Annotated in this window: 18 protein-coding genes; 6 read left to right on the plus strand and 12 right to left on the minus strand. The window is 48.9% G+C overall.

All coding sequences use genetic code 11. The features are described 5' to 3' along the window. The first annotated feature begins 215 nt into the window (after positions 1 to 215). Together HPY31_RS06770 and HPY31_RS06775 are read left to right on the plus strand one after the other, a co-directional pair. The gene (locus HPY31_RS06770; protein ID WP_087348463.1) at positions 216 to 683 is read left to right on the plus strand and encodes an OsmC family protein; all 468 of its coding nucleotides are present in this window, start codon (positions 216 to 218) and stop codon (positions 681 to 683) included. 142 nt (positions 684 to 825) lie between these two features. Beyond that, a complete protein-coding gene (locus HPY31_RS06775) occupies positions 826 to 1,545 on the plus strand; it encodes a DUF4097 domain-containing protein (RefSeq protein WP_253901701.1) in 720 nt (239 codons plus the stop codon). 67 nt (positions 1,546 to 1,612) lie between these two features. Here HPY31_RS06775 and HPY31_RS06780 read toward each other — a convergent pair whose 3' ends face one another. The 9 genes from HPY31_RS06780 to HPY31_RS06820 all read right to left on the minus strand — a co-directional run bounded on the left by HPY31_RS06780 (position 1,613) and on the right by HPY31_RS06820 (position 15,158). Continuing rightward, on the minus strand, positions 1,613 to 2,446 hold the full coding sequence (locus HPY31_RS06780) for an undecaprenyl-diphosphate phosphatase (RefSeq protein ID WP_172139534.1): 834 nt from the start codon (positions 2,444 to 2,446) through the stop codon (positions 1,613 to 1,615). A 440-nt stretch (positions 2,447 to 2,886) separates the two neighbouring features. Next, positions 2,887 to 3,951: a glycosyl hydrolase family 18 protein gene (locus HPY31_RS06785; protein WP_172139535.1), complete on the minus strand. Its 1,065-nt coding sequence runs from the start codon at positions 3,949 to 3,951 to the stop codon at positions 2,887 to 2,889. 27 nt (positions 3,952 to 3,978) lie between these two features. Beyond that, positions 3,979 to 5,739 carry a polysaccharide deacetylase family protein gene (locus tag HPY31_RS06790; protein WP_172139536.1) on the minus strand — a complete coding sequence of 587 codons (1,761 nt, stop codon included), beginning with the start codon at positions 5,737 to 5,739 and terminating at the stop codon, positions 3,979 to 3,981. 36 nt (positions 5,740 to 5,775) lie between these two features. After that, positions 5,776 to 7,659, minus strand: coding sequence for a glycosyltransferase family 2 protein (locus HPY31_RS06795; protein ID WP_172139882.1), 1,884 nt, complete (start codon positions 7,657 to 7,659; stop codon positions 5,776 to 5,778). Positions 7,660 to 7,686: 27 nt separating this feature from the next. Beyond that, a complete protein-coding gene (locus tag HPY31_RS06800; RefSeq protein ID WP_172139541.1) occupies positions 7,687 to 9,000 on the minus strand; it encodes a nucleotide sugar dehydrogenase in 1,314 nt (437 codons plus the stop codon). A gap of 34 nt (positions 9,001 to 9,034) precedes the next feature. After that, positions 9,035 to 10,489 carry a polysaccharide deacetylase family protein gene (locus tag HPY31_RS06805; protein WP_172139543.1) on the minus strand — a complete coding sequence of 485 codons (1,455 nt, stop codon included), beginning with the start codon at positions 10,487 to 10,489 and terminating at the stop codon, positions 9,035 to 9,037. A gap of 261 nt (positions 10,490 to 10,750) precedes the next feature. Continuing rightward, a complete protein-coding gene (locus tag HPY31_RS06810; RefSeq protein ID WP_172139544.1) occupies positions 10,751 to 12,175 on the minus strand; it encodes an aldehyde dehydrogenase family protein in 1,425 nt (474 codons plus the stop codon). A gap of 26 nt (positions 12,176 to 12,201) precedes the next feature. Then, positions 12,202 to 13,551, minus strand: a complete 1,350-nt coding sequence (gene gabT / locus HPY31_RS06815; RefSeq protein WP_015893916.1) for a 4-aminobutyrate--2-oxoglutarate transaminase — start codon at positions 13,549 to 13,551, stop codon at positions 12,202 to 12,204. A gap of 203 nt (positions 13,552 to 13,754) precedes the next feature. Beyond that, on the minus strand, positions 13,755 to 15,158 hold the full coding sequence (locus HPY31_RS06820; RefSeq protein WP_172139545.1) for a sigma-54 interaction domain-containing protein: 1,404 nt from the start codon (positions 15,156 to 15,158) through the stop codon (positions 13,755 to 13,757). A 144-nt stretch (positions 15,159 to 15,302) separates the two neighbouring features. Here HPY31_RS06820 and HPY31_RS06825 point away from each other — a divergent pair, with 144 nt between their 5' ends. Further along, positions 15,303 to 16,841, plus strand: coding sequence for a hypothetical protein (locus HPY31_RS06825; RefSeq protein ID WP_172139546.1), 1,539 nt, complete (start codon positions 15,303 to 15,305; stop codon positions 16,839 to 16,841). 48 nt (positions 16,842 to 16,889) lie between these two features. Here the strand turns inward: HPY31_RS06825 and HPY31_RS06830 are convergent, their stop codons facing one another. Further along, positions 16,890 to 17,558: a class I SAM-dependent methyltransferase gene (locus tag HPY31_RS06830; RefSeq protein WP_253901702.1), complete on the minus strand. Its 669-nt coding sequence runs from the start codon at positions 17,556 to 17,558 to the stop codon at positions 16,890 to 16,892. 113 nt (positions 17,559 to 17,671) lie between these two features. Here HPY31_RS06830 and HPY31_RS06835 point away from each other — a divergent pair, with 113 nt between their 5' ends. Together HPY31_RS06835 and HPY31_RS06840 are read left to right on the plus strand one after the other, a co-directional pair. Next, positions 17,672 to 18,046 (plus strand): BlaI/MecI/CopY family transcriptional regulator, encoded by a 375-nt coding sequence (locus HPY31_RS06835; protein WP_172139547.1) that lies wholly within the window; start codon positions 17,672 to 17,674, stop codon positions 18,044 to 18,046. A gap of 4 nt (positions 18,047 to 18,050) precedes the next feature. Continuing rightward, positions 18,051 to 19,484 carry a M56 family metallopeptidase gene (locus HPY31_RS06840; RefSeq protein WP_172139548.1) on the plus strand — a complete coding sequence of 478 codons (1,434 nt, stop codon included), beginning with the start codon at positions 18,051 to 18,053 and terminating at the stop codon, positions 19,482 to 19,484. Between the two features lie 71 nt (positions 19,485 to 19,555). Here HPY31_RS06840 and HPY31_RS06845 read toward each other — a convergent pair whose 3' ends face one another. Beyond that, positions 19,556 to 20,332, minus strand: a complete 777-nt coding sequence (locus tag HPY31_RS06845) for an arylamine N-acetyltransferase family protein (RefSeq protein WP_172139549.1) — start codon at positions 20,330 to 20,332, stop codon at positions 19,556 to 19,558. 59 nt (positions 20,333 to 20,391) lie between these two features. Further along, positions 20,392 to 22,146, minus strand: a complete 1,755-nt coding sequence (locus tag HPY31_RS06850) for a sigma-54 interaction domain-containing protein (RefSeq protein WP_172139550.1) — start codon at positions 22,144 to 22,146, stop codon at positions 20,392 to 20,394. 252 nt (positions 22,147 to 22,398) lie between these two features. Here HPY31_RS06850 and HPY31_RS06855 point away from each other — a divergent pair, with 252 nt between their 5' ends. After that, positions 22,399 to 23,181, plus strand: coding sequence for an SDR family NAD(P)-dependent oxidoreductase (locus tag HPY31_RS06855; RefSeq protein ID WP_172139551.1), 783 nt, complete (start codon positions 22,399 to 22,401; stop codon positions 23,179 to 23,181). Positions 23,182 to 23,196 lie beyond the last annotated feature (15 nt).

Raw genomic sequence — 23,196 nt, forward strand, 5'->3', positions numbered from 1 at the left:
AGATTCGGCGTAATTTTGACCGGTCATCATTTCGCCTTCACTATCTAGGTAAAAAAAATAAGGGTTTGCTCACCCTTTTGGAAAGATTTTTGAAATCAAATTTGTTGTTGAAAGTGGCGCTTATCCACCTAATAAATGTAAAAATTTTTACAATGCCACTTGGGAAACTATGGTAGTGTTTACTTGTGTTGATTATCCAGAAGGGAGTGTGTATCATGCCTGTTGAAACATTCAAAGCAACTGCACATCTACAGAAGGGAATGGTTGTGAAGGCCAGTTCCAGAAATTTCGAAGTAACCATCGATGAACCAAAAAGCTTGGGAGGTACGGATACCGGCATGAACCCGGTTGAACTGGTACTCTCCGCATTGGGCGCATGCCAATCTATCGTTGCCAGAGCATATGCTAAGAAGTTTCATGTTCAACTCGACGATTTTTGGGTGGAAGTCGAAGGAGATCTCGATACGGATGGCTTCATGAACAAGTCTGATGTCCGACGCGGGTATTCTGAAATCCGATACACCTTTCATATCAAAACCGATGCTCCTAGAGAGCAAGTCGAGTCTTTTGTGGAATTTTTAGAACAGACATGCCCGGTTGGAGATACGATTGCGAATCCTGTCACGCTTAAATTAAACGGTATTGTTATTGAAAAACCGAGCGAGATAAAGGCGAATGATTAAAATAAGGCTCCCAATTGGGAGCCTTTTAGGACATAAGGCTTAAGATCAATGAAATCAGTCTCAGGTTGGTTATTTTCGTTTTTTGACTTTAGTAAAATAGGGAGGAATAAATTACCGTAGAGAGCAGAGATGAAGGAGTGACATGATGCCTTTACTCCCCCCTAAAACGTTAACTCATTTCCCGATCGGAGCTATAAAAAATCCCGCAATAGTCAAACAGATAGACGCAATTGGACTCGAGGAGCTATACATCGACGTGAATGTCCTCGGAAACCTGATCATTTGTTTTGACGCAAAATCCGATGCTACAGTGGTTTCGGCAGGTGAAGAGCACCTTCTTCCGGCGCGTATCGAACGAGTTAATCGTACTCTTGTTATGGAAGGACGTAATATCGGGACATACTTTCGCCATAGACAGAAGCAAAAAATTCTTTCAGAGGTTCATGTTCCCATACATACAAAGGTCAGTGCCTCATTTACCGGGGGCGTTATGATTTTGAATGGTGGAGAAGGAGATATATCGATACAAGGTCAATTCGGAGAAGTTGCCGGAATCACTCATTCCAAAAACATTAACATTCAAATGCGTGGCGGTGACGTCTCCCTCAATGAGCTATCAGGAAATGCTTCGATTCACCTTTCTATTGGGAGTGCCACTTTGGGTTGGACAGAACTACGAGGAACCGAGCAAATCAATATCCAATGCGGATTTGGTGGGGTTGATTTATTGTTCCCTCCTCACATTACCCCTGTTGCAGAATCTGGCGGACCCTTCAAAGGGAAGAAAATTACTACTCTTCCGGGTACAAATATCCATGCAAGGGTTGGTTTCGGTGGATTAGATCTTTTAAATTGGAGCTAGAAGAATCAAAAAAAGCCGGTTAACGCTAAAAGCGTAACCAGCTTTTTTGACCCTACTTTTATGGATCTTACATAAACACAAAGTAAATAACTGCTGCCAGCACCAGACGGTAAATCGCAAAAGGTGTCAGCTTGATGCGATTAATCAGCTTCAAGAAGAATCGGATTGACAGGAGCGCAAACACAAACGCGCTAATAAAACCGATGACGAAAAACGGAATGCTGTCCATTGTAATCGCATCCCAACGCTTCAACAGTGACAAAAAGCTCGCGCCCGCCATAATCGGCACCGCCATAATAAACGTAAAGTCTGCCGCCGCCCGATGGCTCATGCCCAACAGTACGCCCCCCGAGATCGTGGAACCCGAACGGGAAAAGCCAGGCCACAGGGAGAAGCATTGAATAAGTCCGACCAGAAATGCCTGCTTGTACGTAATCTGATCAACCGACTCGATCTTGGGACGTCTTGGTCGGAACCAATCCGCAGCCAACATAAGCAAAGCACCCAGCACGAGTCCGATTACCACGGTCTTCGTCGAGAACAAATACTCATCGATGTAGTCGTCAAACAGAACGCCGAGAATCCCCGCAGGAATCAAACCGACAATGACCGTAACCAAATTCAGTCGAGGTCCTGCCTGAACCTCACGCTTACCCGCCAGTCTGTTGAGGCCGAGCAAGCTCATGAACCGATCCCACATCAAAACCACGACAGCCAAAATCGAGCCGAGCTGAATGACAATTTTGAAGGTGTTAGCCACTTCAGGTGAAAACAAATCTTTCGTGTGGAACAAAAAGTCATCCACGATGATCATGTGACCCGTAGAGGAAACAGGGGCAAACTCAGTCAAACCTTCTACTAGCCCCAGCACAATCGCAACAAAAGCTTCCCAGAGACCCAAAAACTCCACGCTCCTATGAATGATGTCCAAAATCAATAGGCAGCAGCCGCCCTGTAAAAGAGCAGACTACCGCTTCTAGCATTATAACGTTCATCTCTGCTACAAAGTTACATCCTGATCGAAAAACATTCTAGTAAATTCCGGATAGATTGTCCCCACAGTGATAGCCATCTTGCTTTTCGTATGTCATTTTATTTTTCCAAGATGTGAATAAGGCCGCGTAGGAAGAAGCGAATTTCCAGTCAAGCGCCTCTGGAGCCCAGCCTAGCTTCGGAATAAATGGCGGGGAATTTAAGCTTCACTTATGAATGACATCCTCGAAACTTCTACGTTTGAAGCGCTCCCGCCATTTATTCCGAAGCGGACAGTCAATCCCCCCCCTTGCGGGGCGTAGGCCGAAGCGTAGACTGGAAATTCGCTTCTTCCTTCCACTACACCCCCTACCGATTCACATATTGCAACGTCCCATCCCCCATGTCACCAAGTCGCCAAAGCGCAATTTTCTCAATACCCGCTTTCTTTGCAACCGCAATCCATTGAGACAGTGTTTCTTCATCCGCATACCAGACTGTGTGCTTTTTGCCATCTTCACCGAGATAGTCAAAGTACAGACTGCCGCTCGCTTTATCCCGCTTGGGTGGCTCGATACTCGACACAGCAAAGTCTGCTGCCTGCTTTTCCGTCACTGCCGTCACTTTGCCATCACTAGCCCAGTCAAATCCGCCTACAGATAGGGCCATAACCTTGTCACCCGGCACTTTTTGCATGCGATGGGCAAGCTCCTCAATAAATGCATGATCAGCTTTGGGACCTGGCTCTGTATTCGTACCGTACAAATTATAAGCCATCATGACGTAAGTAGGACCCTTTGGCAATGCCAACTCTTCAATCGGCGCGCGCGGCTCCAATACGATGCGAAGCGACTTTCCTTCCTTCTCCATATGTTGATACAGGGTATGGATAAAAGTAAGGAAGTTGTCCCAGTCTTTCTCGTTAATTCTCTCATAATCAATTTCTAAACCATGAAAGCCATTCTGGATCACGGCATTCTTGATCTCCATAATGTGCTTGGTACGGCTTGCATCTGTCGCCATGAGCCGGCTGACAATCGACGGGTCCTTTTGAACCTGTGTACCATTACTGTTCAGACGATCATTCACAATGGTCAAATCGAGATCGACATAGCTACCCTGCTTCGATGCTTCCTTGATCTCAGGCATCGCCTTGGTCATGCGATCAGTAAAGTGCAGTTTGTCATTTTCATCAAAATACGCCGCGAAGACCTGCACACTGGACAAGCCATCGGTTATCCTGCGGAAATCCTCCAAACCGGATTCCCACTGCCAGTCTACCACCCAGGCAGACAATTCGGTCGTGTTGTTAGCCGCATCTACGCTCTCTAAGCTTGCGGTATCATTCCATTTCATCATGTACCATACGAGGATGACACACACTACTATCAGAAGAGCAGTCAAAATGATCGATCGTTTCTTGATGTTTGACACCTTACACAGATCCCCCTTGTTTCGGATTTAAAAGGTGTCGATGACCCAGTCCACTGCGGCAGAAATAGCTTTCTTGGTTGAACTAACGACTCCTGCAAGCCCTGTCTGCACATTACTGAACAGCATCTGTTGCTCACCATTTGGTTGCTCTAGGGACGCAATCTGTACGTCCGCAAATACCCCGTCATAAATGTCGTCCTTTTTGTTCACATCACTATAGGCCGCTTCCAATGCAACACCACCGCTGCTAATGCTTGGGTCGATCTGTTGCTTGTCCAAGAGTATGGTCTTGTCCACGGAAACACTGAGACGATCGCCTTGCACAGTCATTTCGAATGGACGCGTATTTTTAATGTTGATCGGGTATTTTTCCAGCTTGGGAGCACCAGACTCGCCTTGCTCTCTCGTATAAACAGAGGCACGGTCGAAGGTCAAATCCTCGGGATTCCAAATCACTTGGCTCAATTCCGTCTTGAAAAGCTCCTGTACTTCGCCTTTTTCCTTCTTCTGCTCGACGCGCAACTCATTATCATGCAGGACGACCCGTACAAAGCTGCCTTTTTCCCGATCATAGCGCAAATATATGGACTGTTTGCCGATTACATTACCTTCCAGCTTGGCAGAAAGCTTGATATCCTTCTGGCTGTCGCTGTTTTTTAAATATAACATGCCAGAGCCAGCAGCTGGAGAGGTCAAGACGATCTGATCCTCCATAAATTGCGCGGTGCCTCCGAGACGGTCCCACTCTTTGGCTTGCTCTTCATCGCCGCGAACGAAGCGAATCTTCTCGCCGGTGTCTTTTTGGATGCGCATCAACAAATGGTTGGTGTACCAGTATGGCTCTGGCTGCACGCGGGTCAGGTTGTACAGATCGCCCTCGCTGTCGTTGTAGGCGGTTCCTTCCCGGTTAAAGTGCATCGTAAAATACTTTTTGATATTCGCGTCGTTCGCATCCGCTACCAAGCGATTCATCCCGCCATATAGGGTGTTCGCATGCATGATCATATAGGCACCCGGGACAAAGCCCAATTGATTCATATACGTATCATTCATCAGCTTGTAGTCTTCGTTGATTCTCGCTTCCATCTTGCTTCTGTCTTCTATCGGGATCATATTGCTGTCACGGATAAAGTCCATCAAGTAGTGATTATAATAGCCTACCTTTGTTTTATTCGATAACTCACTCTCATCCTTCACCCCGATGAAATTACCCTGATCATCAAACACATTGATGTACGTCAACCGATAGCCGTTGGAACCGAGCTCCCAGAAGCCATTTTCCATCATTTTTTTCATATCTTCTGGCTGTAGGAATTTGTTCTCGCTGTTTCCCATCTTGTTGCCGTAAGACAATGCCGTTGCTTTGAAGTTGTACTTCTCCAAAAGCGGTTGGGCAAACAAGCTCGAATCGTTGCGGCCATCTTCAAAGGCTAAGAACAGTGCCTTATCAGGAAGTGGCTTCTTTTTCTTGTAAAAGTCCAAAATATCTTGTTGCGAGATCGTTTGATAGCCCTGGTCATACAACGCCTGCAGCTGCTCGTCTAATTGCTCCTTGGCTACTAATTTCGGTGTACCCGTACGACCTACACCAAAATAGGAGATAGCGATAAAGCCTTTGTCATTCGTCCAGCTCGCTTTATTCGGCTCCTCATACTTCTTCCAATCAAATACGGCATTATATAACATGGCACCCAGGACGACTAAGATAGCGACCTGGCTCAGCGTTTTGATGAATTTATTGCGATCTTTTTTCCGATAGTCCAAGACATCGCTCGTCGTTTTCCCCATAACTCCTGACACCCTCACTCCCTTTGTCTTTCCCTCTTAAAATGGCAACCCAAAGCCTTTTTTGTTCTTCTTTCGGGCTTCTTTTTTCAATCTCGCTTCGACGTCCTGCGGCGTTTCTCGCGTACCCCACGTAGATTTCCAGAATGTCACCCAAGCCACAGGCATCTGCCACAACAGCACCAGCTCATAAAACACACAAAAGACAATCCCGAAAACCCATAGCTTGCTTCTGCGGAAAAACAGATGGGCCAAGCTCATTAAAAGCGCCATCAGCAGCAAGCCCATTAAAAACGTGCCCGGGAAAACGTGATGAACGAGCGGTACGTATATGAGGTTGTACAGAACGATGACGGGAGCAGCAATAGGAACAATCAGACCAATGTAAAAGAAGATTGCCATAAAAGGCTCCTTGCGCCAAATAAAGCCGCTGGCACGCAAAGATTCCCTCAACCACGAACGCTTCCAGCGCATCTGCTGCTTCAAAAATACATTCATGTCAGATGGCACAATCGTCGAGCAAATCGCGGAATCCTGATAGCCTGTCCGATGTGTTCGCAAAATAAAGTTGGTCATGCTTCGGTCATCGCCAAAAGTGGCAGGCTGCCCAAGAAACTTCTGATTCAGCCATGCTTCGGAATGCTGCAAAATCAATTCCTTGCGATAACAAGACAACGGCCCAGACAAGCAAGTAACACTGTCAAACCACGACTCAGCCGCTTTCATGATGCGAAAGGCAATGTAGTAACGAACAGTTTGCAGCTTGGTGATCGCGTTGGTGAACTTGTTCTCCACATCTGTACGCCCTGCAACACCACCCATTTTCGGGTCTTGGAAAGGCTGTACGAGGTTGCGAATCGCAGTCGGTTCCAAAAAGCTGTCTGAATCAACAAAGACAACCAAATCGTGCTTGGCCATTTCCACACCTTTGACCAAAGCGACCCGTTTCCCGCCGTTTTCAGAGAGAATATGCATCTTCACGCGCTCGCGGGTCATATAGCGCTCGGCCTCGTTATGAATCATATCGATGACCTCTTGAATCTTTTCTGCTGATCGGTCTGTCGAGCGGTCGTCTACCACGATGACCTCCAGCTTATCAATCGGGTAGTTCTGATTCACACAACTCAAAATCGTCCGGTGAATCCACTGCTCTTCGTTGAAGCACGGAATAATGATGCTCACGCCCGGTGTATAGTCCGGATTGACGGGAACCCCCCGATAAAGAGCACCGAATAAATACCGTGTCAGCAAAAAGGCAGCGGCAATCAAGCTGTACAAATACAAATACATGTTGTATTTGAAATAAATCACACTCTCCGCGCGCATGAGCACGATAAACGCCGCAGCGAAAAACAGGAAAGTACTTGCAATATAAATGGCGTATCCCCAGCGTTTTTTGCGAAAATAGTCAGTCAGTGGTTTGGAAAACTCGAAGGCGAGCATGAACTTCTGACGCCCATCCTCCTCCTGGATAAACGAGCGAACAACCGCTGCATCCAGCTTCACCGTTGACTCATAGCCTTCTGGCATTGTACCTGGCGGGATTGTGCAATGGATCATAAACACTTGTCCCACCTGGATGTCTTCCCTCTCCGAATCTAGTTCAACTAATAGTCCAGTTGAAGAAATGTCGACGGCTCTGGCCTTGATTCCGTCCTTGATCCGCTGTTTTTTGGTCAATAGCGTCACCGGGAAATCCGCCATATAGCGCAGACTCAGCATCCGAATGCGATTCAGGTATTCCGGGTCCTCCAGCTTTCCTGACTCATCCGAATCTTTAGCACCGCGGCGGTCCACTTGGACACGAATTTTCTCCGGGTCCGGCACATTCGATAGCACGCGCCTCTCTGTTTTGGAAACCGTCAGTACTTCTTCGATTTTCTCTTTCTTTCTCCGCTTTATTTTCTCGATCAACTGTTTCATCACTGCCGCTCTCTCCCCTCCACTGCTTTATAAGCTCCAGTAATGAAATCCACTGTTTACAAAGTCAGCTTTGGAATAAATCTCTTTTATATCGATCATAATTTTTGCTGCATTCTTTCCGTACATCGTGGCAAAATCAGCGACTTCCATCTGGGCAAAGGGAGCATGCGGGACCGCTACAACCACAATGTCCAAGTCGTGGAGAGCCTTCATCTCTGACAGCTCGATGCCGTATTCCTCGAACGCCTCCCGCGGATTCACCATCGGGTCTACGACTAACGGATTCATGCCGTATTCTTTCAATTCCCCAATAATATCCGTCACCTTTGTATTTCTAATATCTGCGCAGTCTTCTTTGTAGGACAGACCTAATATGCCAATCCGAACATTTTGAAGATCGAGCTTCGCGCGAACGGCCATCTTAATAATTTGTTGGGCGACATATTTCCCCATGCCATCATTAATGTGTCTAGCTGCCAAAATGATGCGGGAGCGATAGCCGCTGTCTTCTGCTTTGTACGTTAAATAGTAAGGGTCAATACCAATGCAATGCCCGCCGACCAACCCCGGTGTAAAAGGGAGGAAGTTCCACTTGGTCCCTGCCGCTTGCAATACTGCTTTTGTCGGAATATCCATCTGATTGAACAGCATCGCCAGCTCATTCATAAACGCAATATTGACATCCCGCTGAGCATTTTCAATGACTTTTGCCGCTTCCGCTACCTTGATGCTTTCCGCTCGATAAACGCCCGCCTTGATTACGAGCTCGTAGACGTTTGCAACGATTCCCAGTGTTTCTTCATCCATCCCCGATACGATCTTGACGATGTTTTCCAGGCGATTTACTTTGTCTCCCGGATTGATGCGTTCTGGTGAATAGCCGATCTTGAAGTCTATACCACAACGCATGCCCGATTCCTTCTCCAAGATCGGCAAGCAGACATCTTCGGTTGCCCCAGGATAAACCGTTGATTCAAAGACAACGACTGACCCTTTTTTCAACTGTCTGCCCACCATGCGGGACGCGCTTTCTACATATTTCAGGTCTGGAACATTGCCGCTTTTGACCGGAGTAGGCACGGCCACGATAAAAAATCGCGCTTCCTGTAATCTATTTTCATCTGAAGTGAATTCAATAGCAGCTTCACTCGTCAGCTCCTGATCCACGTCCGCATCATGAAAGCTTCCCTTTTGATAGGCTGCTACCTTCTCTTTGTTTACATCAAATCCAATCACAGAAGCACGTTTGGACAGTGCCATCGCTATCGGCAAGCCTACGTACCCAAGACCGACGACAGCAATTTTTTCCTTCCTCTCCACAATCCCTTCGTACAAATTCATAAGCTGGCTCCCTCTCCCTGGTTTATTTTGGGTTTTATTGGCCAAACATCTCTGTCATGGGTACAAGTGTGTATCCTTTGCTTCTTAGCTGGTCAATTACGATTGGCAACGCCTCTATTGTGTGAATGTCATCGAGCATATGTAGTAGAATCACGCTTCCGCTCCGCGTCTGCTCCATAATGTCTTTGACGATATCGTCTGCACTTCGTTTCTTGTCGTAATCGGACGGCGTCACATCATAAATCGTAATATCCTTGTAGCCCGTTGCTGCAATCGCCTTGAGTGTCTGTTCGTCGAACGCCCCGGTTGGCGGTCTGAAATACATCGTCGGCTTCTGCTGAATTGCTTCGGTAATGATCTGATGGGCTTTGACAATCTCTTTTTGCAATTCTTCTGGCGCAATTTTGGTATTCACCGGATGAGAATAGGTGTGATTGGCTACGTCGTGTCCCGCTTCCGCAATCGCTCTCGCCAAGTTTGGATTTCGCTCTACACCATCTGCGCGAAGGAAAAACGAAGCCTTTACTCCTTTTTTGTCCAAAATATCGAGAATCTTCGTAACCGTTTGATCCGTACCCCAATCATCGAAGGACAAGGCGACCAGCTTTTTGTCTGTTTCTTTTCGATAGAGGAGATTTGGCTTGGCTTCGTCATACGCCGCATTCATTTTGGCTGCATCAAAACCCGGAATTTCTTGCAGCGGCTTACGCTCCTGACCTTCTGCAATCAACTTATGTAATGGGACGAATCTGTATCCGACATCAGTAGCTGCTTCTGCGAGAAGACGGATGTTTTCAATTACAGACTTGTTCTCTTCTGTATCCATCTCAATAATGCCGCCGCGATTCATATATTTTCGTAAATAGTGTCTCTTGTCAGCTTCCGTCTCTTTTTGCCAATTGTGCAGAAACAGACTGGAGGACACGACCGCTTCTTGTCCATTGTGAGCAGCTACCAAACGGAGGTCGTCGTTGTATTCTCCCGACTTCGTTCTAACATACCGCGGTGTTTGGCCCGTTTCTCTTTGAATGACCTCATTGGTCAACTCGATGTCTTGGTACATTTTCTCGTAAGGTTGGCCTTGTAAGTCCGATTTGTTCAACGTATTGTTTTCAATCTCGTGACCTCTTGCGACAATTTCTCGGGCAATGTCAGGCTCCTCGGCTACTCTCATTCCTGGCATGAAAAAAGCTGCCTTGATGTGGTACTTGTCCAACTCATCTAGCAATCTTTTCATCGTGCCCTTATCCGCCATCCCATTAAAAGTAAGAGCAAGCTGTCTTTGCGTCGTGTAGACCATCGACACTGCCTTGCTCTTTTCCCCTTGGTAACGCTCGATTTTTTCAGGTTTGGCTGGCGCAGGGCCCTTATCTGCACCGTTTTCATTCCCCTGAAACGGTGAACAGCCTGCCAACAAAGCCACGATCGCTACCAGGGAGATCCAGTGAAATAATCGGAACCCACTGGCCCCTTTCCAATGACTAATCATGATTGTCCCCTTTTCATGTAAGAAATGCCCTTTACGCATAAAAAAACGACTATTTCATCTGCGCAACAAGCAAAGTGTAATTAAACACTCTTCCGCAAAAATGAACATAGTCTGCCTCCACTCGCTAGACTAACATAACCATCTAAACCTAACAACTTTATGAAGCGGTTTCATATATGACAATTTATGGGGATAGGGAAAATCGCCTTCAAGACGCTATTTTCAAAAAAAGACGAGCCTCTTCGGGCCCGTCATTCGCTGCTACAGCTTGATCGCGATTAATTTTAGTTCCGTTAATTCCTCGACCGCGTATTTGATACCTTCGCGGCCAAAACCACTGTCTTTCACACCGCCATATGGCATGTTGTCTACGCGGAAGGTCGGAATGTCGTTGATCATCACGCCTCCGACCTCCAGCTCTTCCGCTGCCCGCATAGCCGCGTGAATGTCACTCGTATAGATGCCTGCCTGCAAGCCGAATCGGGAGTCGTTTACCGCTTCAATCGCTTCGTCCATCGTCTCAAACGGTGTAACGACTACAATTGGACCGAATACTTCCTGACAAGAGACGGCAACATTCGCACCCACATTGGTCAGAATCGTAGGGGCAAAGAGGTTGTCACTGACTGGCTTCCCGCCAGTAACTACGTGTGCGCCTGCTTCTACTGCTTCCTGTACCCATGCGCCCATGCGTTCATGATCCTTGGCGGAGATCACGGAGGACATGTCTGTCGCTTCGTCCAGCGGATCACCTAGCACGAGCTTTTCTGTGCCAGTCTTAAACTTCTCCAGGAATTCCTCGTACTTGCTCTGGTGAATATAGACGCGTTGCAACGAGATGCACACTTGACCACTAAAGGAAAAGGCACCCGTCACGCAACGATCAATCAACGCTTGCGTAATTTCTACGTTGTGATCGATGATTACTGCGGAGTTGGAGCCAAGCTCCAAGGTCACGCGCTTAAGTCCCGCCTTGTTTTTCATGGCAATTCCAACCGCAGGGCTTCCCGTAAACGTAATCGCGGCAATTCGGCTGTCACTGACCAGCCTTTCGCCTACGACTGCGCCTTTTCCAGGCAAAATGTTGAGCGCTCCTGCTGGCAAGCCTGCCTCTGCGAAAATATCGGCCAGGATCAGCGAGCTAAGCGGCGTCTGACTCGCTGGCTTCAGCACGACGGTATTTCCTGCGGCAATGGCAGGCCCGACCTTGTGCGCCACGAGATTGAACGGAAAGTTAAAAGGCGTGATCGCGCCGACGACGCCAATCGGCTTGCGTACCGTAAAAGCAAGACGTCCTTCACCACCCGGTGCTGCATCGAGCGGCACCGTCTCTCCGTGAATGCGCTTCGCTTCTTCTGCCGCGAACTTGTAGGTCTGGATTGTCCGAGCGATTTCTACACGACCCGTGCGAAGTGGCTTGGCGGCTTCCTGTGCGAGAATGACCGCCAATTCCTCCTTACGTGCTTCCATAATCGCAGCGGCCCTCTCCAATATCAAAGCGCGCTGACTTGCTGGCATTTTCGCCATAACTTTGGCAGCAGCTTTTGCCGCCTTAATTGCCTCGTCGACGTCATGATCATCTGCCTGAGCGATTTCAGCCAGCAGCTCCCCGGAATAAGGGGAGTAGAGCGGTGCGTATTCTTTTGCTTCTTTCCATTGTCCGTTGATGTAGAGATGCTTTTTCATGAGTATGGAGACCCCCCTCGGGCGTTTTAGTTCGTCACGTATTGGCTTTTCAGAACATCCGTCATAATGTCCAGCGCCTCTTCCAGTTGCTCGTCTGTTATAACCAGTGGAGACAGGAAGCGCAGCACGTTGCTGTGGACGCCAGCAGAAAGAACGATGACGCCAGATTCGTAGCAGCCTTTGGTCAAGCCAGCAACGAGCTCTTTCGCTGGTTGTTTGGTTGTAGGATCGATAAATTCTACGGCGCACATCGCACCCAGTCCGCGCACCTCTGCGATTACAGGGAACTCTTTTTGCAACGCGTGGAAATGCGCTTTGATCTTGTCCCCGATCACCTGTGCACGGCCAGACAGGTCTTCGCGCTCCATTTTCTCAATGACTGCCAGCGCCGCTACGCAGCCAAGCGGGCTTCCTCCATAGGTACCGCCGATCTCACCCGGGTTTGGCGCGTCCATGATTTCTGCGCGTCCCGTAACCGCAGAGATAGGCAAGCCTGCCGCGATGGATTTGGACATGGTGATGATATCTGGCTCGATACCGAAATGAGTAGAAGCAAACATGGCGCCAGTACGACCGAAGCCTGTTTGGATCTCATCGGAAATAAACAGGATTTGATGCTTTTTACAAATGTTATAGACGCCTTGAACGAAGGACACAGGCGGAACGATAAAGCCGCCTTCTCCCTGAATCGGTTCCATAATCACGGCAGCCACTTCTTCCGGTGCAACCTCAGTCAAGAGGAAGTCCTCGAACTGACGCACGCAGAATTGCGCGTACTCATCATCTGTCATGGATTCCGGCTTATTCAGTGGATACGGGAACTGCGCTTTATACGTAGCGGGAGCGAATGGACCCATCTGGAATTTGTACGGCTTCACTTTGGAAGTCAGTGACATGCCGAGAAGCGTACGACCATGGAAGCCGCGGCTAAAAGAAATGATGCCTGGGCGTCCTGTGTATTTGCGTGCGATTTTCACCGCGTTCTCTACTGCTTCTGCTCCGCTGTTTGCGAGCATCGTCTTCTTTTCAAAGCTGCCTGGGGTGATTTGCGTCAGCTTCTCAGCCAAGGCCACATATGGCTCATACATCCCTACATGGAAGCAAGGATGAATGTATTTGTCGAGCTGCGCTTTCAGTGCCTCAACTACTTCCGGCGGGCAGTGTCCGGCATTCAGTGTACCGATCGCTCCGGCAAAATCGATGTACGTATTGCCATCTACATCCGTAACCAGTGCACCTGAAGCAGACTCTACAAAAACAGGGGTGTTGTTGCCGACACCTTTTGGAACGAACTGCTTTCTTTTTTCAATCAGGGCCGCTCCCTTAGGACCTGGCACACCTGCAGCTACGTTTACAAATTGACGTTGTTTGGACATATCGTTTCCTCTCCTCGTTCGAGATGGTATTGGTTGGATTGCTTGTTTGTAAACTCAACTACAATATGTAGCAATACCTATGCCAAACGCCAGAGCATGATGAAATCACGCTTCCCACACTACGTGTATATCAAATTATTCATTTTTGAATCAAAAACACCAGAATACTCAATTCATTTTTGAATAAATTATTCATTTTTGAATCACCTAGAACGAATCCGATACTTTTGCAGCTTCCGTACGACAGAGGGCTGGCTAATGCCGAGGAACTCCGCGATTTCTCCCGTGGTCCGGAAGTGCTCGGATGCATAGCGCAGCCATTTTTCCTCTACCTGCTCCAGTGCCTCCCGAAGCGACATCTTGGAAGTAGCCAGACTCGGCTCCATGGCTGCCTGCTCTTCCCCTGCCAACCTGATTTCGGCAGGTAGATGCGAAGAAGTGATCACCTCTTCGTCCGCTGTGACCACCATTCTCTCCAAGACGTTCTCCAGCTCGCGCACATTACCCGGCCACTCGTGCTGCATCAAGGCATGTGTTACAGCAGGGTCCAGACGCTTGTCCATTCCGTAGCGTTCATTGAGTGAGCGCACGATGCGCTTGAGGAGAGCTGCAATATCCTCTGGCCGATTTCGTAAAGGCGGGACGTGGATCGGGACAACATTCAAGCGGAAATACAGGTCCTGCCGAAACTTTCCTTCCTTCACCATCTTCTCCAAATCGCGATTGGTGGCGGCAATCAATCGAAAATCCACGTCGCGGTACTGTGTGCTCCCAACGCGTTGCAGCCGTTTTTCTTGAATTACCTTCAACAGCTTGGCCTGCAACGTCAGCGGCAGTTCCCCCAGCTCATCCAAGAGGAGAGTCCCTTGGTTCGCCATCTCGATAATCCCTTGCTTGCCCTGCTTGGCGGCTCCTGTAAACGAACCTGCCTCATAGCCAAACAGCTCGGATTCCAGCAAGCCCTCCGGGATCGAGCCACAGTTGATCTCCACGAATTGTCCACCTGCACGACGGCTATTGCGATGAATCTCTTTTGCGATCACATTTTTCCCGACCCCCGATTCCCCGAGGATCAGGACAGTCGAATCGACAGCCGCCACCTTTTTGATGAGACGCTCAATAGCTTGCATCGGCTGACTCACTGCCACGAAGCCCTCCTGATGCTTTTCGCGCAGCTCCTCAATCTCCGTTTCAAACTGCTTGAGCTGCTCTGTCAGACCTTCGTAGCGCCGTTTCAATTCCATAATTTCAGTCAGGTCATGGGAATAGCTGATGACCGAATGCATGCTGCCATCCTCGTTCCAGACGGGAAATGCCGTCACCATCAGCTTTCGACCGCCGGGTATTTCCTGCATGATCGTCTGCGGTGTCTTGGCATCCATGACTTTTCGCGTGACAGATGGAGAAAAGACCTTCCTCTTTTCCAGCTCGATGACGTTCTTGCCCAAGAGCTCTTCCTTCCCGATACCGTACACTTCATAGGACGAATCGCCAACCAGCCGGATGTACCCCTCATGGTCCGTGATTAACAAATGATCGCGAGACGTTTCAACAATGGCTTCCAATACGCGGCTCATCCACTTCTGAGTGCTCTCTTCTTTCTTCATCTCTTCGCCGCCTCTCACACGCCGTTATGTCCGATCCGTGTTTATTTTTTCATTATAGAAAACGGCAAGAACAACGACAACCTATGAAAAATATGTAAAAATGGCGATAATAACAAGCCGTGCAAGATAGAAAGGATGGTAGGGATGACGCCCACAGTCGGAGACATCTACTGTGTTTTTGTTGAGAAGCTGCAAAAGTACGCAGCTTGCCAGGTCACTTCGATAAAAGAGTCTGGCACGAGTAAATCCAATCTCATCAGTATCCTCGGGCTGGACTGGAGCAGCGATACATTGCCTGATGAATCAGAGCTGTACCAGATGAAGCCCTTATATTGCGATTACTTCTTCTGGAACAACAAGCTCGATCACATGTATGTTGATCCATCGGTGCCCAAAGGCTACATAAAAGTAGGGAATGTACCACCTCTCGTGACAGAAGAGACGAGGAGTTACGGGAGGTGGGATGTCGGAGGGAGCCTGTACCGTCAACACAAGTGGAATCAAATTCCCGAGGAACGTCGCCAGCAGTTTAAACAGGCCGCAAAGGATGACCAGATGATTTCGCTGGGCGGTGAGAGCCTGCGCCGATCTAACAACGTCATTCATGCTGACACCCTACGAAGCCTGACGGACATCTCAGAATTGGAAAAGCTCCCTTGCCTGACAAGAATCTATGCAGAGGAGCTGACTGATTCCTTGCTTGCCTTTGTCAAAAGCAATCCGTTTATTCTGGAGCTTCACCTGGAAAAAGCCAATGGCTCCTCTCTAGATCTGACAGGAAGCCATCTCAGTAGATTCTCTCTCCAAAGCGCGGACGGGCTGGCGTCACTGCATCTGAACGATTGTCTAAGAGATCTCATACTAGGTAAGGACATTTCATCCAACCTGTTCATAGATGCCGAGCAGGATGGGCATTGGCTGACCGCCTCATTCTCAGATTCGCTGCCGCTTCACCGTGGTCTCGACCGGCTAGGAGGACTCGATCTGCATAATGTAGTGGAGCTGGACTTGCAGCCACTCGTCCAACGCTATCCTTCGCTTCAGGACATCCGTCTGCGGGGCAAGCCTGGTACCCTCAGCAATCTGGGCAGTATCAAGCACTTGAAGGAGCTACTGACGTTTACGACCTACGATCTGTTTGGCTTCTCCGGGGACGAGTTCCCTTCGCCAGATCAATGTCCCAAGCTCTCCAGTCTCTGGATGACGAGCCTCCCGGCAGAAGCGGCCAAAACCATTAAAGCTGCCTATAAAAAAGAAGTAAAAAACGGGCTGGATTTGTCCATCACCAAGCCGCGCAAGCCCGAATGGCTGGCCAATAATTTGACCAATCCGTTTCGCGATTGGGATGGCAGGGAGCACATCTCAACAACCAACGCCAACAAGGCTGCCAGTCTGTATAAAAAAATGAATACCGCGATCAGCGCGCTCGAAAAGCAAAGCAGCGAAGGCGCGACGAATGCAGAAGAAATACAAACTGCTTTGCGTGCATTAGTCAAAGAGTACACAGAGACTTTCAACAAAATGGATCGCCGGACTTTCTTTATTGAAACGGTTGAACGGGAAGAAATTTTCGTTGTGCTCGATGAGCTACTTCAGTCGGCAAAACAGAATTTGGCTACTGCGGGTGTAGAAGTAGATGTGGACGAGCTTTTTACTATTTTTGATCAGACGCGTGATTTTTGAGTGAGAAAAAAGACGCCGCCTCTCCTACAGGAAGGCGGCTTTTGGTGCTTAGCCATTCTTTTTGATTACCCACGTACTCATGCAGCGCTGTCCGGCTACATTCACCGTTTTGATTGGCTCCAGAAACACACCTTGCAGTTTTTCCGTCATGTCTACCATCGTCCGTTCATTTACGAGAAAACGAGTGCTTCCGTCCGGCAACAAATAACGTTCGTTTCCTAGTGGCTGTACAGCATCCTCAATCCCAATCGAAGAAGCAAGGCGCATGAATAGAATGCCTCCTGGCTTCAGTACCCGCCACAGCTCCTCTAGCATCTGGCAAAAGTGCTCTTCGTTTTCAGCAAAATGTAGAACGGCATTACTGATGATGAAATCGAAGCTTTCGTTTTCAAAGCTCATGCTCTCAATCGGTTCCACACGAGATTGCTCCGCTGACCAGCTCGGCGCCAGTTGCGATGCCATTCGTTGTACAGCCTCGATGGCTTTTTCCGATTGGTCAACCGCGTACACCGAATAACCATTTCGCAAAAAGTAGACCAAATTCCGCCCCGAACCGCAACCGGCATCGAGTATCTGCATTTCCTTCGTAACCCGCCCCTTTAACAACTGATCAAACAAGTAAATATCCATATTGCCAAACTGCTCGGCCAGATTCATCTCTATCACAGCCTTTATCCGATTTTTCTTCAGTGTATCAATTCGCTCGTCATCTTCCAACGACGCTTGTCTGGAACGGATTTACAAAAATGATAGTTGACACCTGATGACTACAAGTGTAATCTTAAAAACAGAATCAACGACTACAAATGTAATCGATGGAGGTGTCTGACTTGGACGAGCAACCACGAATCTCGGATGCCGAGTGGGAAATTATGAAGGTCATCTGGGCAAAGTCACCCGCTACAGCAGCCGATGTCATCCACGCCCTGCGAGACAACAAGACGTGGAAAGACAACACAATCAAAACCTTGCTCAGCCGTCTGTTGCAAAAGGGTATTCTCACCTTTGAGCAGGTTAATCGCGTCTATTATTACTCTCCTGTGCTCACTGAGGAAGAATGCAAGCGCCAAGAGCGCCAATCCTTTTTGCAGCGCGTGTACGGCGGGTCCTTAAAGCCCATGCTGGTTCACTTTTTAAAAGAGGAAAAGCTATCCTCCCAAGAGATTGACGAGCTGAAAAAAATCCTTTCTGAAAAGGAGAAATAAGCTGGTGGATTGGCAATGGCTCACACTCACACTCAATCAAGCTTTTACGTGGACACTATATAACTCCATAGAGGCCAGTCTTCTTGTGCTCCTGATCTTGCTCTGCCAGCAGCTCGGCAAAAAGCATTTCTCCATTCGCTGGCACCACGCCGTATGGTTCCTGCTTCTCTGGAAGCTCGCGGTTCCTTGGTCGATAGACAGCTCGATCAGTTTGTATAACTGGCTGCCTCCTTCGCCTTGGACATCCATGCAGGAAGCGCACCCGCCTCCAGAACCGATTGTTCTCGCTGCTGAAGCTTTACATCGGCATGAACCTGCCCTTCAACTAGATGCCTCTCTGGCAAACGAAGCGAGCTTTTCCTGGATCAGCCTGCTTTCCCTCATCTGGATTGGCGGTGTCGCCATTTTCACTATCACCATGACTCGCAGCATATACCGATTGCTTTCTCAGCTAAAAAACGATGGGTTCGTACAGGATGAAGCTGTTTTGCGCGTCTTTTCCCACTGCCAAAAGCAGATGGACATCTCCAAATCCATTCCCCTGCGCATGAGCCATCAGATGACAAGCCCAGCCTTGATAGGAATCTGGCGACCGCAAATCTGGCTGCCGGCAAATCTTTTGGACAAGCTCAATGAGCATGAGCTGCGCCACATCTTTTTACATGAGCTGGCGCATTGGAAAAGACGAGATATTCCTGTGAACAGCATCATGAGCGTGCTGCTGATCCTCAACTGGTTCAACCCGCTGTTATGGTACGCCGCTTCCCGCATGCGTCAGGATCAGGAAATGGCTTGTGATGCCTTGGCTTTGACTTATTTACAGGAGACAGAGGTGCCCCGCTACGGATACACCATGATCAAAATGCTCGAGCTATATGCCGACCCCAAACAAATTCACTTCACAGCCGGGTTCTCCAGCTCCAAAAAACAAGTAAAAAGGAGAATAGAAATGATTCGTCACTTTCAAAAACAAGCGTATACGTGGACCTTATCTGGTATCGTGGTCGTCTTGGCTTTAGGCGTCTTTACTTTGACGGATGCAAAAAAAGCACTAGGGAACGAACAGACCTTCGTCGTCCCCGCAGAAGGTACAATCAAAAGCCCTATGGATCAAACAATCGGCTTGCAAATCTTAAACGACCTGAATACGCCCGTTCAGGCAGCCGCCACAGGTAAGGTAATCAAGGCTGAATACGATACAAAAACAGGGAAGGGCAACCAGGTCATTCTGGAGCATGAAGGCGGGTATCAAACCGTTTACTCTCATTTGGAAAAGCTGGAGGTCACCGCTGGCACTACTGTGACCCAAGGCCAGCTCATTGGGCTGTTGGGAAGTACGGGACGTAGCACAGGACCGCATCTTGCTTTCCAGGTTCTCGAAAATGGTGTACCCGTTGATCCGATGAAGCTGCTGGAAAATTCGAAAACACAGCAGTAGCCTCATGATGAAACCCATCAGGTTACGAACATCTGATGGGTTTTTCGTTTTTAATCGCTTCTACTTTTTTCTCATAACCCAAAATGCTGCTTCGCAAGCTCTTTAAACCGTTCCCCATCAATTGTCTCTTTCGTCATAACACCATCCAGCCATTGCGTAAAAGAACTGTTCGTCAGCGTAACATTGCCTCTCTCCGTAAGCTGTGTAAGCAATGGGCTTTTGTTGAAGGGAGATTGTTCATGATCAGCGATAATCGTCTGAATCTCGTTTAATTCCGTTTCATCCGTCACCAGCTTCTGCGAATCAAACGTATAGCCAATCCTCCAGTCCGTATCCTTGTGCCGCAGCTTCATTTCGAGTACATAATCGCCATACTCCGTCTGCTCTTTCTTGATCCGAAAATCACCATTGCGGGAAGACACAGTCTCCCCAGTTAACGGAACAGGCTTCAACGGCAGGTTCGAACCGAAGCCCGTGTCGAGTAAATACGTTTGCCCCTCATGTGTAAGCAAAATCGTGGCATGCGTCCGGCCAATCGTGTAATACTCGCCAACGTCATGCCTGTAAACAACGCCGCGAATCAGATGGGCGTCAAAGCCATTTTCCAGCAAGAAGAAATACAGCATCGGATTGAGCTCGTAGCAGAGACCACCTTCGTTTCTGACCACTATCTTCTCCATAATGGACTGTCTGGAGATTACTCTCGTTCGCTCATCTATAACGCACAGGTTTTCAAAAGGAATCGCCAATGCTGTCAGATCAAGGAGGCGATCCAATGTATCGAAGGTAATCGATTCATTTTCAGGCATGCCGATTCTTTTCCGAAATAAGGCATTCAGCTCACTCATGCTTCTTCCTCCCACATCGTTTCTCTCCTAAGTTTACACCAAGCTCTTGCCCAAATTCCTTAAATACCGAGTAGCTTTAGCTTCCGATACAAAGTGCGGAGCCCAATCCCGAGTTCTTCCGCTACCCGCTGCTTTCCTTTCAAATCACTGCCGTGCTTTTGAAGGGAAGCGCGAATGGCGTCCGCTTGCGCATCTGCGACCCTCGCTTTGATAGCTGGACCTGACTGCAAAGGAGCCACCGGAGGACGAGCACGAAGGCGCGGAGGCAGGCTGTCCGCAGTCAGAACCGTGTCTTGCTCCATGTTCATGGCGTACTCGATGGCGTTTTCCAGCTCCCGTACATTGCCCGGCCAGTGATAGTGTGTGAGCAGGTTGATCGCCTCTCGTGCTATTCCGAAGAAAGTGCGTCCTGCTTGTTCTCCGTACTTTTCCATAAATGAAACAGCCAAAAGCTCGATGTCTTCCTTGCGCTCTGCGAGTGACGGGACGTGTATCGGAATGACGTTCAACCGATAGTATAGATCGGCACGAAACGCTTTTTTCTCCACGAGCTCCTCCAGGTTCTGATTCGTCGCCGCGATGATTCGTACATGGATGGGAAACGACCGCGTGCCGCCGATGCGTTCCACGACCTTTTCCTGCAAGACGCGCAATAGCTTTGCCTGTAACGAGAGCGGCATATCGCCGATTTCATCCAGAAAAAGCGTACCTCCCTCTGCCATTTCGAACCGCCCCGGTTTTCCTCCCTTTTTGGCCCCGGTAAACGCGCCGTCCTCATAACCGAACAATTCACTTTCGAACAGATTCTCCGGAATGCTGGCACAATTGATGGCGACAAACGGGTAGTAAGCCCGCGTGCTTGCCTCGTGAATCGCTTTTGCCAGATGCCCTTTGCCTGTCCCTGTTTCGCCGGTAATCAGTACCGTGGAGTTGCTGTTACCGATTTTGAACGCCATTTCTTTGAGCTGCTTGATGGCTGGGCTGTTTCCCACGATTTGAGCAAGGCTATCCGTTTTGCTAGGCGTACGGCTCCCTTGATGATCCATCAAACGCGGAACGGTTAGCGATTCCCTCTGCACGCGGAGCACGCCGCCGATGAGCTGATTGTTGACGATGATCGGCGTGGCCTCGGTCGGAGCGTCCAGCTTGTCAACGAGACAATTGGCGATTGGCAAGGAATGCGCGGCCATCCCGGATAATGACGGCAACAGCATCCGAGAAACCTCCGCTGGCAGCAGTTCATGTTGGGCCAGCAATCTACGTGCGCTGGTGTTCGTGTGAATGACATTGCCACTTCGGTCAAAGGTGAAATACGCATCGGCAACGGTATCGAGCGCTCCCTCCAACAGCCGCATAGAGTCATCAGACGATTCGATCTGTCTCGTAACATGGGACTGTACAATCGCTGTAATCATCTCGCTGACTTCTGTCAGGATTTGCTGGTATCTCTCTGTATGCTTGGACAGGCGATTTTGACCTTCCTTCGTAAAGGATGTGAGGGAAACGACCCCGATTGCACGATTGGCTACCTTAATAGAAGAGAGCAGCTCGACTTTGGCGGGGCAACTGTCGAGAAAACGGCATCCTTTGCACATGTCCATGGAGCCGGGTTTGTCTACCACATACTGTCCTTTTGCCAACACGAATTCAATCGAGGGCACATGCACATTTTCACCTTTTTGTTTCAAGTAGCGCTCCGTACTCACGACCAAGAGACCGCGCTCGTTAATCACGGCTGCATCCACGTTCAATATATCTGAAATGCTTGTAATGACCTTTTCGATGGCTGGTTTGCACAGATCCAACGAAACCATGGATATCCTCCCTGCTTATTGTTCTTACTCTCTATTTTATGAAATATTTAGACAGTTCACAAATATTTTGCCACTGATGTTTGCCAATCATGACAACTCATTGCCACTTTTGTCACTGTCATGACAGTACGAGACACAGTCGGAGCCTCGTTTTTTGCGATCCAGTAAGGAGCAGGTTACCCAGCGAGATTCACTCCGCACTTGGCACAGTGATTGCAATATAAACTTTTCAACTAGGGGGAGTGATCAACCATGGTAAACACGAACGAGGTATTCCATCTGCAAGGAAAGGTAGCCTTGGTCACAGGTGCTGCTTCCGGTATCGGACTTGCCACAGCGAAACGACTGGCCCAATTTGGAGTAAACGTCATGCTGCTTGATATCAACGAGGAGCTCGGGGAAAAGGCGGCACAAGAAATCATAGCGGAGGGCGGGTCAGCCCGTTATTTTACATGCAATGTAGTTTCCCAACAGGATTGTCGTGAAGTAACGCAAGCGATCGAGGAAGCGTACGGTCGCATCGATATTTTGTTCAACAACGCAGGCGTGATCAGAAGAAAGACGGTCGTCGAGCTGGAAGAGGACGATTGGGATCTGGTCGTCGATGTCTCCTTGAAGGGTGCTTACAACCTCTCCAAATTCGTCATACCTGTCATGGCGAAATCAGGCGGAGGTAGCATCATCAACACTGGCTCTGGCTGGGGCATCAAGGGCGGTGACAAGGCGGCGGCCTACTGCGCGGCAAAAGCAGGCGTCGTTAACCTGACGCGGGCAATGGCGATTGACCACGGTCCAGAAAACATCCGAGTAAATTGCGTGTCACCCGGTGATACCGACACACCTCTGTTGCGTGAAGAAGCGCGTCAGCTGGAAAAGGATGAAGGAGCATTCCTCGCCTCCTCGGCTCAAGGACGTCCGTTGGAGCGACTCGGTACTCCGCAAGATATTGCCAATGCCGTCCTGTTCTTTGCCAGCGATCTGTCATCCTGGGTGACGGGTTCCGTACTGGTCGTCGACGGCGGCGGTTTGGCTTAATTTTTCGTTATTCCG

The sequence above is a fragment of the Brevibacillus sp. HB1.3 genome (assembly GCF_013186635.1).
GTDB lineage: Bacteria > Bacillota > Bacilli > Brevibacillales > Brevibacillaceae > Brevibacillus > Brevibacillus brevis_D.

Bases quoted from the DNA above. Each gene is read 5' to 3' on its own strand.
- HPY31_RS06770 (WP_087348463.1), top strand. From the start codon at position 216: ATGCCTGTTGAAACATTCAAAGCAACTGCACATCTACAGAAGGGAATG.
- HPY31_RS06775 (WP_253901701.1), top strand. From the start codon at position 826: ATGATGCCTTTACTCCCCCCTAAAACGTTAACTCATTTCCCGATCGGA.
- HPY31_RS06790 (WP_172139536.1), bottom strand. From the start codon at position 5,739: ATGGGGAAAACGACGAGCGATGTCTTGGACTATCGGAAAAAAGATCGC.
- HPY31_RS06795 (WP_172139882.1), bottom strand. From the start codon at position 7,659: ATGAAACAGTTGATCGAGAAAATAAAGCGGAGAAAGAAAGAGAAAATC.
- HPY31_RS06800 (WP_172139541.1), bottom strand. From the start codon at position 9,000: ATGAATTTGTACGAAGGGATTGTGGAGAGGAAGGAAAAAATTGCTGTC.
- HPY31_RS06805 (WP_172139543.1), bottom strand. From the start codon at position 10,489: ATGATTAGTCATTGGAAAGGGGCCAGTGGGTTCCGATTATTTCACTGG.
- HPY31_RS06810 (WP_172139544.1), bottom strand. From the start codon at position 12,175: ATGAAAAAGCATCTCTACATCAACGGACAATGGAAAGAAGCAAAAGAA.
- gabT (WP_015893916.1), bottom strand. From the start codon at position 13,551: ATGTCCAAACAACGTCAATTTGTAAACGTAGCTGCAGGTGTGCCAGGT.
- HPY31_RS06820 (WP_172139545.1), bottom strand. From the start codon at position 15,158: ATGAAGAAAGAAGAGAGCACTCAGAAGTGGATGAGCCGCGTATTGGAA.
- HPY31_RS06825 (WP_172139546.1), top strand. From the start codon at position 15,303: ATGACGCCCACAGTCGGAGACATCTACTGTGTTTTTGTTGAGAAGCTG.
- HPY31_RS06845 (WP_172139549.1), bottom strand. From the start codon at position 20,332: ATGAGTGAGCTGAATGCCTTATTTCGGAAAAGAATCGGCATGCCTGAA.
- HPY31_RS06850 (WP_172139550.1), bottom strand. From the start codon at position 22,146: ATGGTTTCGTTGGATCTGTGCAAACCAGCCATCGAAAAGGTCATTACA.
- HPY31_RS06855 (WP_172139551.1), top strand. From the start codon at position 22,399: ATGGTAAACACGAACGAGGTATTCCATCTGCAAGGAAAGGTAGCCTTG.